This is a genomic window from Stenotrophomonas sp. 86428_Sma (assembly GCF_056481585.1).
The window spans coordinates 2,689,371-2,704,671 of record NZ_CM151156.1 but is presented as its reverse complement, the minus strand read 5'-3'; the positions used below and the strand labels follow the sequence as shown (position 1 = coordinate 2,704,671).

Sequence of the window (15,301 nt, the reverse complement as noted above, 5' to 3'; positions counted from 1 at the left end):
CAACCATCCAGAAGGCTTACATGAATCGCTCACGCACCACGCTTGGCTTGGCTCTGTGCCTGGCAATCACGCCTGTACTCGCGGCGGGTTCGAACTGCAGAACCACCTATTGGACGCCGGAAACAATCGGCTTCAAGGAGCAGCTGCCCAATACCTCCACGCCGCCAGGCGTTGGTTGCATGCTCACAGAGTTCTCTGTCAATGACAGGAGCTGGATGGACAAGATACGTCTTCCGCATGCATTCGGGCCGCTGGACATCATCAACAATGCAGCTTCCAGTGAAAAGACGCTGGAAATTCATGATTCAATCAGCGGCGTCCCCGGCAAACCACTCAAGCTGGCTGCTGGTCGTGCCATCTCCTTTCTTTCGCGCAAGAGCGGCCAGTCCGTGTATACCTGGGATAGCTCGTCGCAAAGCCCACCAAACACATCACGATGGCAGATTCCACGCAATAGCCAGCTGATTTCCATCATCGACCTGCGGAATGGCAAGCATGCTGGTGAGTTGATCCTGCCCTCTGTTGGCAAGGCATTCGACACGATCACCATCGAGAACAATGCAACTTCGGCGACCAAGGTGCTGGGAACACATACGCCATTCCCCGGCCAGCGCATGGATGTTGCATCGGGGGAGGCCGTCCGGGCCGAATTCGATCCCTTCGCACGTCGATGGATGTGGGTGCATGCACCTTACAGAGAGAAGAAGGTGAAAGACCGGTACCACCGTGTTGCATCCCGTACTGTCATGGAACTCCAGGATGGCGAGTGGGCTTCTCCCGTAACCCCGCCGAGCGTTGCGCATGACCGGGATCGGATCATTCTGCGCTCCAGCGCAACCTGGGACTCAGAGATCAAGGTGAACAAAGGCGACCCGGCCAGCAAGCATCTCCCCCTGCGCCGCGGCGATGAGTACGAGTTCGTCTTCGTGGCCGAACAGAACCGCTGGCATCTGCTGCGCCAGTCGATTCGCCCGGTTGACACAACCAATCAGAAGGAAGTACGGCTGAAGGACGAGGGCTATGACGTGATCGAGGTGACTGCACCGGTCGGCGGCTCGACCACGCCCAACGTCATCCTTCCCAAGCCGCGGCAAGGGCTCCGTGTCATTGCGGTGGGTCATCCTGTAATGACGATGAACATCATCGCCGACAACCTCAATGTTCCCGTACTCCAAAACGAGAAGATCGCATTCCGCGTGAACGACCGCGGCCTTTGGGAGCGCGAAACCACCACCATCGACCTGTTGTGGGTGCTTGACAGGAGCGCCGGGGAGTTTCTGTACAGGTGGGATGCACTGGTGCTCATGCGCGAGAACATCCGGCGGGCCAACGAGGCACTGGAGAACTCGGGTGCCACGTTCCGGTACAGGCTGGTTGGCAACCCCATCGAGGGCTTCACCTACCCCGGCGTGGACCTCAAGGACGTGCCTGCCGATCTTGCGCGCGATCGGAACCTGCAGGCGCTGCTCAAGCAACACCGCGCTGACGGCATTTACTACGGCGGAAGCAACCGCTGGACAAAATCCGAGGTCTGCGACTGGGCCGACTATTCGTACACCGAGAAGTCCTTCGTCATCGCCACGGCGCTCACGTGCCCCACGTCTGCGTTCAGTCGTCGGGCAGGCTTCGCATTGGGACTTCCGGACAACAGTGTTTCAAAGCCTGTGCCGGTTATCGGCTCCGGAGATCAGCTCCCCTTCTACCCGACACCGCACCGGATGCTGCCGGATGGCCGCTGGGCCTTCAATCCAGGGCAGGAGACTGTGCTCGATAACATGAACTCAAGAGCCAAATCCGTCGCTCGATTCTCCGACAAGTGGTGAGCCCTTGTTGAGCGGAGATTGACCCTTCAGATGCCTGGGTCCCTGTAGAGCCGAGCCGTGCTCGGCTCTACAGAGTGAGGTGCCAGGCATTCTGTAGGGTCGAGCCACGCTCGACTCTACAGGTGGTGCGTGCGTGCCGCCCGCCTCAGAAATCCATCGTGGCCGACAACAGCACCGTCCTCGGTGCGCCCAGCGCCAGGCTCGACAACAACGGCATGCCCCAATACGCCTTGTTGGTCACGTTGTTCACGCTGGCGCGCAGGGCAAGCGGTCGTCCGGCCATCGTGGTGCTGTAACGCGCACCCACATCAAACAAGGTGCGCCCCGGCACCGACAGGCGGTTGTCTGCGCTGATGTACTGCTTCGACATCGCAGTGGCATTGCCGGTCAGGGTCAAGCCCTCCAGAGTAGGCACATCCCATTCCACGCCCAGCTTCGCTTGCCGCTGCGCAACCGCTGTGGCGATGCGGCCTTCATTCACGCCACCGGCCGTGCGGGTCAGCTTCGGTTGCACGTAGGCCACGCCGCCCAGCAGGCGCACGCCGTCCAGCGGTGTGCCAAAGAAGCCCCATTCCACGCCGCGGTTCCGCTGTTCGCCACTGAACGAGAAGATATTCGTGACCGGGTCGGTGTAGCTGCTCGGGCGCTTGATCTCGTACACGCTGAAGGTATGCGCGAAGCTGCCCAGGTCCAGCTTCAGGCCCAGCTCCTTCTGTTTGGTGCGGAACGGTGCGAACACATCGCCGGCATTGGCAGCAGTCATCGGCGCGGTGGCGCCCTGACTGAGGCCTTCGATGTAGTTGGTGTAGACCGAGATCGTGTCGGTGGCCTTCACCAGCAAAGCCGCTGCCGGGGTGGTGGCGCTCTCGTCATAGCGCGAGGTGCGCGCACCGCTGGCCACGTTGAAGGTCTCGCTGACTACCTGCTGGCGGCGCACGCCCAGCGTCAACTGCACGCGGTCATCGGCGAAGGACAGGGTGTCGGCGAAGCCGAGGCTGTCCAGCTTCAGCTCGGTATGCGAGATGTGCGGTGCCACGAACGGTGCCGCAGGGCCCCACACCGGGTTGTAGAGGTTGGTGGTCCAGTCCCAGCCCGGCACGCTGCGGCGGCCGTAGTCGTTCTGCGTGTGCTGGTAGTGGGTCACGTTGGCGGCCCACTGATGGCTCACGCTGCCGGTACGAAAGCTGCCGCGCAGTCCAGCATCACCGGACTGCTTTTTGATGTCGAACGCCAGCTGGCCCATCACCGTGGTGAAGTCACCGGCCGGGTTGAGGATCTGCGCGCTGATCGAGCCGTTGTAACGGTAGTCGGTCTTGCTGGTGCCATAGGCCAGGTAGGCCAACAGGTGTTCGTTGATGTCCAGCTCGCCGCGCAGCATCGCGCCCTTGTCCTGGCTGTCCACGTAGGCCCAGTCCGGGTTGATCAGCGTGTCGCCACGCGGTGGCCGCGGAATCGCCACGCCCGGTGCCAGGCCGACGCCACGGGCCGGCCCGTCCACGCGGTCGTCGGCGCTGTACAGATCGGCCGACAGCCGCGCACGCTCGCCACGCCAGTCCAGTGCCAGCGAACCCAGCTGCACCTTCTTGCGCTGCTTGCCGACCGCACCGTCGCCATCACGGTAGGCACCGTTGAAACGGATGCCGAACTGCTTGTCGGCACCCAGGCGGCGGCCCACATCCACATGGGTGCCGAACTGCGCGTCGGAGGCGAAGTTGGCGCTGACCCGCAGCAACGGCTGCTCGCCCGCACGCTTGGGCACCAGGTTGACGCTGCCACCGACCGAGCCGCCCGGCGGCATGCCGTTGAGCAGGGCGGACGGGCCCTTCAGCACCTCGATGCGCTCGAACATTTCCGGCGAAGTGCGGTAGTACGGCGCCATGCCGCTGAGGCCGTTGAAGGTGGTATCGCTGGTGCTGGAGGCGAAGCCGCGGATGGCGTAGTTCTCGCTCCAGGCGCCGGTCACGCCGTTGCTGAATACCGTGGGGTCGGTGGCGGCGATGACGTCGGTGAGGTCCTTGGCCTGGCGGTCTCGGATGAAGGCTTCGGTGTAGCTGACCGTGCTGAACGGCGTATCCATGAAGTCCTTGTCGCCGAGCAGGCCGACCCGGCCACCCGAGGCCACCTGGCCGCCGGCATAGTCGCCGGTCACCCGACGCTGTTCCTGCACCTGCACCGAGGGCAGGGTGGACGGCGCGGAGTCGGCCAGCGCTGCAAACGAGGCCAGCAGCCCCAGTGCCAGGGCCGACACGCGGTAGCGCCGGGCCATCGGCGGATGCATCTGCACGCGGATCATGTCGGCCGCTGCGGGCTGCAGCGGAGAGGGAAGGTGGTACACGGTCATGCCAGGTTCCTGTAAATCGCAGGTGCGAACGCGCCTGGCGCGCTGCCGACGGCAAGCACGGGGGAGGGCGCAGCGCAGGGTTGTCGGCTGGGTGGGGACCTGGCGGGAAGTGAGCCATGGGCTCGATCGCGGACGGCGGCGGGGTTGCGAACCACACGCATTCCGAATTAGTTGAGTAAATTAAACTAAACCATATGAAGCGGACAAGAGGGTCCCTTTGCTGGCACCCTCGCTACGGTATGAACATGCACCCTGAAACCCCGGCGTCGGCCCGTGGCCGTCCGCCCACCATCACCCCCGATCGCCTGGCCGACATCGGTATCAAACTGGGCCTGCCGAACCTGACCATGGCCAACGTGGCCGCCGAACTGGCGGTGACCCAGGCCGCGCTCTACAAGCGCGTGGCCAACCTGGAGGCCTTGAAGCGGCTGGTGGCCGACACGGTGTTCCAGCGCTGGCAGATTCCACGCGCCTCGGCCGATGCGCCGGGTGGGCTGCAGGCTTACCTGCTGGGGTTCGTGGATTCGCTGTGCGAGGTGGTGAGAGCGCACCCCGGGCTGCCGCCGTACCTGCTGCGCCGTTCGGTGGCGACTGCACCGATGCTGGACAAGATCGCCTCGCACCAGGCGCATGTGGCCGAGGTGTTCGGCCTGCCGCTGGACAAGGCGCGCTGGCTGCTGGCCACGATCGCGTTCTACTGCATTGCCGGTGCGGACACGGTCTACGGGATTGCCGACGACGAAGAGGGCCAGGTGATCACCGAGTTCAAGCAGGGCATGCGTGCGCTGGTGATCGGTTCGCTGGAGGTGTTGGAGCTTCGGTAGCTCCACGCCATGCGTGGATGCCGTTGCACGGTTCGCCACGGCCCCATCCACGCATGGCGTGGATCTACAATGCGGCCATGCCTGCCACGCCCACCCTCGATGATCTGCGCCGCCATGCGGTGGCGCGTACGCTGTTCAAACCGACTACGCTGCTGACCGCGATCCGGCGCCTGGGCTTCGTGCAGGCCGACCCGATCCGCGCACCGGCACGCGCACAGGACCTGACCCTGCGCCACCGGGTGAAGGACTACCGCGCCGGTGATCTGGAGCGGCGCTATGCGCGCCTGCCGGTGGAAGAAGATTGCCTGGTGAACTACGGCTTCCTGCCACGCGAACATCTGGCGCTGATGCACCCGCGTGTGTCCAAGCGCGCGTGGGACACCGAGACCCAGCGGCGTGCCGCGGACGTGCTGGCCTTCGTGCGCGAGCGCGGCAGCGTGCATCCGCGCGAGGTTGATCAGGCGTTCGCGCATGGCCGGGTGACCAACTACTGGGGCGGCACCAGCAATGCCAGCACGCACCTGCTGGATGGCATGCACTACCGTGGCCTGCTGCGCGTACAGCGGCGCGACAGCGGCACCCGCATCTACGCGGTGGCCGAGCACGCGGAAGCCGATGCCAGCGCGCAGGCGCAGATCGAACGCGCGGCTGCTTTGATCGACCTGGTGGTACGCAAGTACGCGCCGCTGCCGTCGGGCAGCCTGACTTATCTGGTGCGCCTGTTGGGCTACGGGGCGCCACATCTGGCCGAACAGACCCGGCAGGCATTGAAGCTGGCCAAGCAACAGCTGGCCAGCTGCACGCTGGACGGCACCACTTGGTACTGGCCGGCAGACGAGAACCCGCGCTCGCGCCGTCACGCACCGGATGAGCAGGTGCGCCTGCTAGCCCCGTTCGATCCCGTGGTGTGGGACCGCCGCCGCTTCGAGCTGCTGTGGGGCTGGGTCTACAAGTTCGAGGCCTACACGCCTGCGCCGAAGCGCCAGTACGGTTACTACGCACTGCCCGTGCTGTGGCACGACCAGGTGGTGGGCTGGGTCAATCTCAGTGCGCGCGATGGTGAACTGGCGTCCAGCGTGGGCTACGCCGGCAAGTCACTGGCCCGCGACAAGGTGTTTCGTGGTGCGTTGGAAGACGAACTGCAGCGCATGGCAGCTTTTCTGTAGAGCCGAGCGGCGCATGGGTGCCTGTAGGTCCAGGTAGTCGCCAACCTTGGTTGGCGCCGCGATGCATCGGTGCCCACCAAGGTGGGCAGCTACCAAAGCAGCGCCGCTCAAGCCCGGTAGTCGCCAACCTTGGTTGGCGTCGCTTTCATCAATGCCCACCAAGGCGGGCATCTACCGATCCCGCCGCCCTTGCACCACCATCGCCAACACCACCACGCCCGCGGCAACGCTGGTGTGACCGGACAGCGCAGCCAGACCGAAACCCACGCCCAACCCGCGCATGGCAAACACGGTACTGAACACCAGCAGTGCCCAGCCAATCGCGCGCAGCTGCTGGGTTGCCTGCGCGCTCAGCACACGACGCAATACGTCCCGCTGATGACGCTCCATCGCCAGTGCCAGGCAGGCGAACGCGGCCAGCGACAACACGAACAGAATGACGTGGATCATGCGCTGGCCTCCGGTGCCGCAGTGCGTGACGCGGCAGACGGCCGTGCGCGCTTCACCTTCGGCGCATGCCGCCAGGTGCGCCAGGCCAGCAGCGTGTGCAGGGCGGCCAATGCCAGCAGGGTCAAGTCGGTGCCGGCAAACGCCCAATCGCCCGCGGCCAGCGTGCGCCACAGCGGATGCAGCGTGGTCACCGCAGTCAGCACCGGCAGCAGCGCCAGCAGCAGTGCCCCCAGCAGGAACTGTTCGATCCATGCGCGCTTGGGTGTGCGCAGCGTGGCGTGCACGAACATGGCCGCCCAGGCCAGGAAGAACACATGCACCTCCCACGCCGCGCGCCCGTCCATGGCAGTGGGCAGCAGGCGGTTCGCCCACAGGTAGGCCGCCATCGCCACCGACAGGCCGGCGACGGTGGCGATGTTGAGCCGCTCGACCAGGCGGAAGCCGAAGTAGGGTCGCTGCGGATCAGGCAGCTGCGCGCGGCGCTTGACCGTCCACAGCACCAGCCCGGTGCCGACCATGGCCGTGCCGGCCAGGCTGACGATGAAGTACAGCCAGCGCAGGGCGGCATCGGCGAAGCGGCCCAGGTGCAGGCCATACAGCACGCCCTGGGTATCGGCGGCAACGCCCGAGTGTTCCTTGACCTGCAGCAGCTGCCCGCTGCTGCCATCGAACAGCAGGTAGTTCGGCGTGGTGGAAACGCGGCTGGACTGCGCACGCACCACGGCCACGCGTGCGTTCTCGTCGCCGGGATTCTGCACCTGCACGCTGCCCACCGCGCCGGCTCCCCAGCGCTGCTCGGCCTGCTGCACCAGTGCACCGACGTTGGTGAGCGGAGCAGGGTGGCCGGCGGCCTTCTGCGGTGGCAGGAACAGGCGCATCTCGCTGACCACCTCGGCCTGCTGGCGCTTGTCCGGCAGCTTGGCCAGGCCCCACGGCATGTACAGCACCGCCAGCATCACCAGGCCGCTCCAGGTGATCATGAAGTGGAACGGCAGGCCGAGTACCGACAGCGCCGCGTGTCCATCCAGCCAAGAGCGCTGGCCCTTGCCCCAGCGGAAAGTGAAGAAGTCGGCGAAGATCTTCTTGTGGGTGATTACGCCGCTGACGATGGCGACCAGCATGAACATCGCGCACAGGCCGACGATCCAGCGGCCCCACATCGCCGGCATGTAGTGCAGGTTGAAGTGGAAGGCATAGAAGAAGTCGCCGCCGCCGGTGTCACGTGCCTGCAGCGGTGCACCGGTGCTGGCGTCGAACAGGCCCGAGTCGAAGCCATGCCGGCCACGCCCGCCCGGGCTGGCCCACATCGCCGACACCCACGGCATGCGCGTGCTCGGCAGGCTGAGGTTGATCTGGCTGGCCGCAGGCGTGTCGGCCATGATCGCCGTGACGGTACGCTGCGCAACCACAGCGGCGTCCGGCAACACGGACGGTGTGGCGATTTCCGGGCGGGTGTAGCGCGAGAGCTCGTCGCGGAAGTAGCTGGCGGTGCCGGTGAGGAACATCGCGTACAGGATCCATCCGGCCAGCAGCCCCACCCAGATATGCAGGTCGGACATGGTCTGGCGGATGCCGCGTGGCTTCGGAGTGCGATCGACCTTGCTCATGCAGCGCCTCCGTTGCCGACCGTCTGTGCGATCAACCACAAGGGCAATGCGGCGAAGATCAGGCCCAGCCACGCACGCCGCGCCGAGCGCACCGCGAACACCCAGACCACGGCGCCGGCGTACACCAGGAAGCTGGCCAGCATGCCGGTGAACACGGCCTGGCGACCATCAATGGGCAGCGCCAGTGCCGCGATGCTGCACAGTGCGGCCAGCACATAGCCGCCGAACAACGCGGCGATGATGCGTGAGACCAGGGGCAGCCAGGTCAGCACGGAGGCGGTACGGGAAACGGTCAAAGCACTTCTCCAGGGCACCACGCGCAATGGCGTGGCGCCCTTGAAACGAGGATCAGAAATCGACGGTGGCCGACAGCAGGGCGGTGCGTGGCGTACCCAGCCCCGAGCCGAGGCTGCCCGCCCAGTACGCCTTGTTGGTCAGGTTCTGCACGGTGGCACGCAGTACCAGCGGATGGCCGGCCGCTTGCGTCGCATAGCGGGCACCGAGATCGAACACGGTGCGGCCCGCCACCCACTGGCTGTTGTCAGCAGTGATGTAGCCCTTGGACAGGCTGACCGCGTTGCCGGTGAGGGTGAGGCCGGCCACGGTCGGCACGTCCCATTCGACGCCCAGCTTGCCCTGCCATTGCGGTGTGGCCGTCGCCAACCGGCCTTCGTTGATACCGCCCTGGGTACGGGTCAGCTTCGGCTGCAGCCAGCCGATGCCACCGAGCACGCGCAGCTGTTCGGTGGCCTGGCCGAACACGGTCCATTCCACGCCCCGGTTGCGTTGCTGGCCTCCGAACGAGAAGACATTCGTGGTCGGGTCGGTATAGGAGCTGGGCTTTTCGATCTCGTACACGCTCAATGCGCTGGCCACGCGGCCGAAGTCGAGCTTGGCACCGACCTCGCGCTGGGGGGTCTTGAACGGCGGGAACACGTCGCCCGCGTTGGCGGCGGTTGCCGGGGCGGTGCTGCCCTGGCTCAGGCCTTCGATGTAGTTGGCATACAGTGACAGGCGGTCGCTGGCCTTGAACAGCAGTGCACCGGCCGGGGTGTTGGCGCTGGCGTCGTAGCGTGCGGTGCGCTTGCCTGTGCCGCCATCGAAGGTATCGCTGAGCACGGTCTGGTGACGGATGCCCAGGGTCAGCTGCACACGATCATCGATGAACGACAGCGTATCGGCGATGCCGAAGCTGGTGGTGCGCACTTCCGCGGTCTTCGGAAGCGACGCATCACTGAAGCTGCGGTCGATGGCAGGGCCCCACTGCGGGTTGTAGATATTGGTTACCCAATCGCGGGCCAGCAGGTTGCGCTTGAAGCCGAACTTCTGGTCGTGCTGGTACCAGGCTGCACTGATGGCCAGCGCGTGATCGACCGCGCCGGTGCGGAAACGCGCCGACAATCCGGCTTCGGCGGTGTCCTTGCTGTAGATGAAGCGTTGGTGGGCGAAGTTGTTGCGGAAGTCGCCGGCGGTGTTGGTGATCAGCGTGGTGGCACTGGCGATGGAGTCGAAATCGGTATGGCCGTGGCCGTAGCTGGCATGCGCCTGCAGGTAGTCATTGATGTCGAACGACCAGCGCAGTGCGGCGGCCTGGTCCTTGACGGTGCTGAAGGTCCAGTCCGGTGCAAACAGGGTGCTGGCTTTCGGCGGGCGGGGCACGGCCAGGCCGGGCGCCAGCGAGACGCCACGGTTGAGGCCATCCACATGGTCGCGGCTGCTGAACAGGTCCAGCGACACCTGCGAGCGCTCACCACGCCAGTCCAGGCCGAGCGATGCGAGCTGCGTCTTGTGCTGCTGGTGGTCGGTGGCGGTGTCGCCGTCGCGATGCACGGCATTGAGGCGTACGCCGAACTGCTTGTCCGCGCCGAAGCGGCGGCCGACATCCAGGTGACCGCCCCACTGCGCGTCGCTGCCGTAGCTGGCGGTGAAGCGGGTCAGCGGCGTGTCGCCTGCACGCTTGGGTACCACGTTAACCGCACCGCCCACCGAGCCACCGGGCGGCATGCCGTTGAGCAGCGCGGACGGGCCCTTCAGCACTTCGATGCTCTCGGCCAGTTCGGGAGTGACGCGGTAGTAGGGGATCAGCCCGTACAGGCCACCAAAGCCGATATCCGACGAGGCGACACCGAAACCGCGGATGTTGAAGTAGTCGGTGATGCCACCACTGGAGCCACTGTTGTAGACGCTGGGGTCGGTCAGTGCGATGACCCGCACCAGGTCCGGCGCCTGGATGTTGTCGATGAATTCGGCGGTGTAGCGGGTGGTGTTGAACGGCGTGTCCATGAAGTCGAGCTCGCCGAGCAGGCCGACGCCGCTGCCGCGCGTGACCTGGCCGCCGGCGTAGGTATCGGTGGGTGCGGTCTTGTCGGCGCGCACGTTCACGGTGGGCAACTGGCGGGCGCCATCGGGTGCATCGTTGGCGTGTGCGGCGGTGGCGATCAGCAGGGTGGGCAGCAACGCCGCACGGGCGGCCAGAGACAGCGCCGAGCGGCGTGGGAGGGGCAGGGTTCGCAGGGGGAGGGACATGGCGGTTCTCGTGTGGTGGGTCGTGCGATCGGCCAGCACGGCGCCGTCTGTGACCTGCGGGGGCAGGACGACGCGGGCTGTGGAATGGCTGGCAGAGGGCACGGCACTGCCGCTGTGGCAGTGCTGCACGCGAGGTGCGTGGGCGATCTGTGGCTGGGTGGAACGAAGCGCGGGGCGCGGATACTGCGGGGTGGATCAGATATCGTCGGCGAGGTCGTCGAGGTCCTGCTGGCCACCGCCGCGTGCCAGCACGCGCTCGTAGTTGCGGCGGCGACGCTGGTCGGTCTCGGTGGTGGTCTCGCCACGTTTCCAGTAGCCGGCCACGGCAACGTCGCTGCGTGGCAGGCCGACCGTTTCGATGAAGTGGCGGCGCAGGGCACGCATTTCCTCGCGCTCGCCGGCCGCCCAGACCGTGCTGCCGGGTTCCGGCCGCAGTTGGCGCGCCTGCTGCAGCAACGGCACGTCACCGGTGGCGAGGCGGAGCACGCGGACACCTTCAATGGCGGGCAGTTCGTCTACCGGGAATGCATCATCCGAGGCGATCCAGGCCTCTGCGCGCAGGTCGGCCGGCCACTGCTGCAGCAATGCAAACAGGGCAGGGATGGCGCTTGGGTCGGCGAACAGGAGGGCGCAGGTGCCCTCGCGCTGCGGTACGTGCAGATGGGGGCGCGGTCCGGTCAGATCGAAGGCATCACCGGGGCGCAGCGCACCTACCCAGGCCAGCATCGGCCCCGGTGCCTCGTGCAGCACTACGTCCAGGGTGAACTGGCGGGTGTTGGGATCGAAGCTGCGCACGGTGTAGATCCGTGACACATCGCCGAACGTGGCGCCGAGCTGGATGCGCACGGCGGTGTTGGCACGCTGCCAGGGCGCGAGTTCTGCATGTTCCGGCAGCTGGACCACGAGGCGCAGCAGGCTGGCGCACGGCTGTGCAACCGCGACCACCTGGACCTGCAGCGCCTGCAGGCCGCGATCATGGTCGGCGCCGCGCAGCGGCCCGGCCGGGGTGATTGAAGTGGGGGACGCGGACATCGACAACGATCCTGGACACTGCAAATGCGAATTAGTTACATCATAGTAAACTAAATTGATCGTGCCGCAACCGGGGCCTGTCCACGGACCGCAGCGACGCGTTGACCACGGCGTCGCTGCGGACCACCATGGCAGCCCTTGCCCGCGCACCGCGCAGGAACCGTTACCGCATGGCTGCACCGAAAAAGACCGCTGCCCGTGGGCGACCGCCCAGCATCACCCGCGAGCGCATCGCCGACGCCGGCATTGCCATGACGCTGCCGGGGCTGAGCTTCGTGGGCGTGGCGGCGGCGCTGGGGGTCAGCCACATCGCGCTGTACAAGCATGTGGCGAATCTGGCGGCACTGCGCGAGCTGGTGGCCGAGGCGATCTTCGAGCGTTGGCAGGCACCGGCACTGGATGCCGCTGGCCGGCGCAGCATCGAGGAGGATCTGCGTGCGTTCCAACGTTCACTGCGGACGCTGGTGGACGGGAATCCGGGGCTGGCGCCGTTCCTGGTCAGCCACGGCGCGAAGACACCGGAGATGCTGGCGCGCATCCAGCGCCACCATGCCGAATTCAGCCGCGTGCATGATCTGCCGCTCGAGCAGGCGGCGTGGCTGCTGTCGACCGTGGCCTATCACGCCGTGGCGTTGGCCGACACCGTGTACTCACGCCATGCGGTGGTGGATACCACGCGACGCCCGCTGGATCGGAAGGCGCAGGAGGCCGAGTTCGACCGCAGCATGGAAGCGTTGATCATCGGAGCATTGACGATGTGCGGGCGCACGGCAACGTAGTCGCCAACCTTGGTTGGCGCCGCGATACATCGTTGCCCACCAAGGTGGGCGTCTACCGGTCAAGCGGCATCCTTGCGCTCAGCATCCTCCATGCCGGGGCTGACGCGGCGGCCGATGTCCTTCGGCGAGGTAACCGCCAATCCTGGTTGGCACCGTTGCCCCGGTAGTCGCCAACCTTGGTTGGCGCCGAGATGTGTCGGTGCCCACCAAGGTGGGCATCTACCGGTCAAGCGGCATCCTTGTGCTCCGCATCTTCCATGCCCGGGCTGACGCGGCGGCCGATGTCCTTCAGCGAGGTAATCGCCAATCCTGGTTGGCACCGTTGCGCCGGTAGTCGCCAACCTTGGTTGGCGCCGCTATACATCGTTGCCCACCAAGGTGGGCATCTACCGGTCACGCGGCATCCTTGTGCTCCGCATCTTCCATGCCCGGGCTGACGCGGCGGCCGATGTCCTTCCGCGAGGTAACCGCCAATCCTGGTTGGCACTGTTGCCTTGGTAGTCGCCAACCTTGGTTGGCGCCGCGATGTGTCGGTGCCCACCAAGGTGGGCATCTACCGGTCAAGCGGCATCCTTGCGCTCCGCATCTTCCATGCCCGGGCTGACTCGCCGGCCGATGTCCTTCAACCGCGCCAGCTGATCCACCATCGACGGTGCATCGTCCAGGCTGCCGACGAACGTCCACAGATAGGTCATCACCGCGTACACATGACCCGGCGTCACACCGTCGGTGGTGGCGAGTCGTCCGATGGTCAGCGCGAACAACACCGCCGCCGCCGCACCCACCACCACGAAGGCCCCAGCTTCTCGGTCCGAGAGCAGGATGCGCAGCCGCGACAGCGTGGTGTAGTGGCGACGCAGCACCGAGGGACTGACCCGGTCGACCAGGCGGATCTCATGCTCCAGCCGGTTGTTCAGTCGCCCATGCAGCTGCTCGTTGCGGCGTGCGAACGACGGCAGCAGCAACAATGCACCCAGCAGTGCGACCAGGCTTGCAGCGCCCACCAGCGGTTCGATCGCCAGCAGCATCGCTGCCGCACCAAACATTGATACCAGCGCGGTGGCGATGATCGGTACGTGCTTTTCGAAGAAGTCGACGAACTCACGGGCCAGCACAACGCGTGCGGCCGAGGTGGAGGTGGCGTGGCCCAGCCTGCGCTGCGCCTGCACCACGTTCACCGCCAGGTCGGCATAGATGCGGGTGAAGGTACGGGTATCGACCGCACGGCGGGCAGCACCGACCAGCCAGAACAGCAGCACCACGCCGGCGTAGGAAATGGCATGGCCGATGTTGCCTCGGATGATCGCGTCCACCGCGAAGCCGGCAAGCAGCGGATAGGCCAGCAGCAGCGCATTTTCCAGCGCCACCAGCGAAAAGGTGCCGGTGAGCTGCCACGGATAGGTTCGCAGGATGGCCTTGAGGGTGGCGGCCGCGTTCTGCTGGCCGATGCTGCCGGCGGCGGCCGCCGGATCATGTGGGGGGGGCATGGGGGTGCCTGGGCGAGGTGGAGGCAGGGCAGGGGGCCGGATACCTGTCGCCTCCCTGGTCACGCCCAGTATCGGCGGCCCTTTGGAGTGGGTATGGAGGGACGATGGAGATTGCGTGGAGAAACCGGCGCCGTTCAGCGATGCGAATGTCCACCAAGGTGGGCCGCTACCAGGGCAGTGTCTACCGCCTCAACGGCAGGCATGCACCGGCCAGCGGATTTCGAAGGCACTGCCACCACGTTCGGTGGCCCGGCATAGCGCTGTTCCGTGATGGGCCACGGCAATCGCACGCACCACGGCCAGGCCAAGCCCGGAGCCACCACTCTGCCGCGAACGCGAGACATCCGTGCGCTGGAAGGCTTCGAAGATGCTGTCGCGAAGGTCGTCCGGCACACCGGGGCCGCCATCTTCCACCGTGACGGTGCAATGGCCTTCTGCCAGCGTCACGTACACCCGCAGCGGGCAGGGAATGGCATGGCGTCGTGCATTCTCCAACAGTGCCAGTACTGCCTGGCGGATGCGTGCAGGATCGCAGTCGGCCAGCGAAGGTCGTGCGTCCAATGTCACCGAGAAACCACTCTCGGTCAGTGCCTCGGACATCGCTTCAACCACCGCGGCCACCTGCACACTGACATCGCTGCGCTGCAGGCGCAGATCCAGGTGGCCACTCTCGGCCAGACTGACCACGCGCAGGTCCTCGATGATGCGGGTCAGGCCTTCCAGCTGGGTGAGCATGCTGTTGAACTGCTCAGGCCCCGGCTCGAACACGCCTTCGGCGATGCCCTGCAGGCGGCCGCGCAGGATGGTCATCGGCGTGCGCAGTTCATGCGCGATCGCCGCGTTCCAGAACACCCGGTTCTCGGACATCCGGCTCAGCCGTTCTGCCATGGAGTTGAAATCGCTGACCAGCGTGGCCGCTTCGGCCATCGTGGTATCACCACCGCGTGCACGCGCTTCCAGATCGCCACTGGCGACCCGGCGCAGGCTTTCGGCCACCGAGTTCAACGGCGTGATGATGCGCCGGGTCAGGCGCGAGGCGACCAGCGTGGCGAAGATGACGACCACGGTGGCGGTCAATCCGATCCACAGCCATTCCAGCCCGGACGGCATGATCGTTTCCGGCTCGTCGTACCAGCGCGGGTAGAACACCTCCATGAGGTAATAGAACAGGTAGAAGCCGCTGATCGACAGCACCGTCGAACACAGCGAGGCCACGGTGATGGACAGCGTGATCTGGCGTCCGATGCTCTTGCCTTTGGGGTTCAT

At 65.9% G+C, this 15,301-nt stretch carries 12 protein-coding genes; 4 read left to right on the top strand and 8 right to left on the bottom strand.

Features of this window, described 5'->3' with window-relative positions:
* Nucleotides 1-20: 20 nt before the first annotated feature.
* A complete protein-coding gene (locus ACZK3J_RS12430; protein WP_134950858.1) occupies nucleotides 21-1,823 on the top strand; it encodes a hypothetical protein in 1,803 nt (600 codons plus the stop codon).
* A 145-nt stretch (nucleotides 1,824-1,968) separates the two neighbouring features.
* Here ACZK3J_RS12430 and ACZK3J_RS12425 read toward each other — a convergent pair whose 3' ends face one another.
* Nucleotides 1,969-4,164, bottom strand: coding sequence for a TonB-dependent receptor (locus ACZK3J_RS12425; protein ID WP_414576730.1), 2,196 nt, complete (start codon nucleotides 4,162-4,164; stop codon nucleotides 1,969-1,971).
* 239 nt (nucleotides 4,165-4,403) lie between these two features.
* Here ACZK3J_RS12425 and ACZK3J_RS12420 point away from each other — a divergent pair, with 239 nt between their 5' ends.
* Entirely contained in the window at nucleotides 4,404-4,988 is a 585-nt protein-coding gene (locus tag ACZK3J_RS12420) for a TetR/AcrR family transcriptional regulator (RefSeq protein WP_049461018.1), read from the top strand.
* Between the two features lie 53 nt (nucleotides 4,989-5,041).
* A complete protein-coding gene (locus ACZK3J_RS12415; protein WP_478475874.1) occupies nucleotides 5,042-6,154 on the top strand; it encodes a DNA glycosylase AlkZ-like family protein in 1,113 nt (370 codons plus the stop codon).
* A 171-nt stretch (nucleotides 6,155-6,325) separates the two neighbouring features.
* Here the strand turns inward: ACZK3J_RS12415 and ACZK3J_RS12410 are convergent, their stop codons facing one another.
* From ACZK3J_RS12410 to ACZK3J_RS12390, 5 genes are all read right to left on the bottom strand, one after another.
* Complete coding sequence (locus ACZK3J_RS12410) at nucleotides 6,326-6,604, bottom strand: DUF3325 domain-containing protein (RefSeq protein ID WP_423174022.1); 279 nt, start codon at nucleotides 6,602-6,604, stop codon at nucleotides 6,326-6,328.
* Complete coding sequence (locus ACZK3J_RS12405; RefSeq protein ID WP_277778364.1) at nucleotides 6,601-8,211, bottom strand: PepSY-associated TM helix domain-containing protein; 1,611 nt, start codon at nucleotides 8,209-8,211, stop codon at nucleotides 6,601-6,603. Before ACZK3J_RS12405 ends, ACZK3J_RS12410 begins: the two co-directional genes overlap by 4 nt.
* Nucleotides 8,208-8,507 carry a DUF3649 domain-containing protein gene (locus ACZK3J_RS12400; RefSeq protein ID WP_478475873.1) on the bottom strand — a complete coding sequence of 100 codons (300 nt, stop codon included), beginning with the start codon at nucleotides 8,505-8,507 and terminating at the stop codon, nucleotides 8,208-8,210. Before ACZK3J_RS12400 ends, ACZK3J_RS12405 begins: the two co-directional genes overlap by 4 nt.
* Before the next feature lie 52 nt (nucleotides 8,508-8,559).
* Nucleotides 8,560-10,737 (bottom strand): TonB-dependent receptor, encoded by a 2,178-nt coding sequence (locus tag ACZK3J_RS12395; protein WP_478475872.1) that lies wholly within the window; start codon nucleotides 10,735-10,737, stop codon nucleotides 8,560-8,562.
* A gap of 195 nt (nucleotides 10,738-10,932) precedes the next feature.
* The gene (locus ACZK3J_RS12390; protein ID WP_478475871.1) at nucleotides 10,933-11,769 is read right to left on the bottom strand and encodes a siderophore-interacting protein; all 837 of its coding nucleotides are present in this window, start codon (nucleotides 11,767-11,769) and stop codon (nucleotides 10,933-10,935) included.
* Nucleotides 11,770-11,939: 170 nt separating this feature from the next.
* Here ACZK3J_RS12390 and ACZK3J_RS12385 point away from each other — a divergent pair, with 170 nt between their 5' ends.
* A complete protein-coding gene (locus ACZK3J_RS12385; RefSeq protein ID WP_049422202.1) occupies nucleotides 11,940-12,548 on the top strand; it encodes a TetR/AcrR family transcriptional regulator in 609 nt (202 codons plus the stop codon).
* A gap of 560 nt (nucleotides 12,549-13,108) precedes the next feature.
* On the opposite strand, the gene ACZK3J_RS12380 is transcribed toward ACZK3J_RS12385, so the two are convergent.
* The gene (locus ACZK3J_RS12380) at nucleotides 13,109-14,035 is read right to left on the bottom strand and encodes an ABC transporter six-transmembrane domain-containing protein (protein ID WP_134951760.1); all 927 of its coding nucleotides are present in this window, start codon (nucleotides 14,033-14,035) and stop codon (nucleotides 13,109-13,111) included.
* Nucleotides 14,036-14,224: 189 nt separating this feature from the next.
* Nucleotides 14,225-15,301, bottom strand: coding sequence for an ATP-binding protein (locus ACZK3J_RS12375; protein WP_049461165.1), 1,077 nt, complete (start codon nucleotides 15,299-15,301; stop codon nucleotides 14,225-14,227).

What these genes read in the sequence shown, in the direction of transcription:
- ACZK3J_RS12430 (WP_134950858.1), top strand. Translation starts at nt 21, where the DNA reads ATGAATCGCTCACGCACCACGCTTGGCTTGGCTCTGTGCCTGGCAATC.
- ACZK3J_RS12375 (WP_049461165.1), bottom strand. Translation starts at nt 15,301, where the DNA reads ATGAACCCCAAAGGCAAGAGCATCGGACGCCAGATCACGCTGTCCATC.
- ACZK3J_RS12390 (WP_478475871.1), bottom strand. Translation starts at nt 11,769, where the DNA reads ATGTCCGCGTCCCCCACTTCAATCACCCCGGCCGGGCCGCTGCGCGGC.
- ACZK3J_RS12420 (WP_049461018.1), top strand. Translation starts at nt 4,404, where the DNA reads ATGAACATGCACCCTGAAACCCCGGCGTCGGCCCGTGGCCGTCCGCCC.
- ACZK3J_RS12410 (WP_423174022.1), bottom strand. Translation starts at nt 6,604, where the DNA reads ATGATCCACGTCATTCTGTTCGTGTTGTCGCTGGCCGCGTTCGCCTGC.
- ACZK3J_RS12425 (WP_414576730.1), bottom strand. Translation starts at nt 4,164, where the DNA reads ATGACCGTGTACCACCTTCCCTCTCCGCTGCAGCCCGCAGCGGCCGAC.
- ACZK3J_RS12415 (WP_478475874.1), top strand. Translation starts at nt 5,042, where the DNA reads ATGGCGTGGATCTACAATGCGGCCATGCCTGCCACGCCCACCCTCGAT.
- ACZK3J_RS12405 (WP_277778364.1), bottom strand. Translation starts at nt 8,211, where the DNA reads ATGAGCAAGGTCGATCGCACTCCGAAGCCACGCGGCATCCGCCAGACC.
- ACZK3J_RS12395 (WP_478475872.1), bottom strand. Translation starts at nt 10,737, where the DNA reads ATGTCCCTCCCCCTGCGAACCCTGCCCCTCCCACGCCGCTCGGCGCTG.
- ACZK3J_RS12380 (WP_134951760.1), bottom strand. Translation starts at nt 14,035, where the DNA reads ATGCCCCCCCCACATGATCCGGCGGCCGCCGCCGGCAGCATCGGCCAG.
- ACZK3J_RS12385 (WP_049422202.1), top strand. Translation starts at nt 11,940, where the DNA reads ATGGCTGCACCGAAAAAGACCGCTGCCCGTGGGCGACCGCCCAGCATC.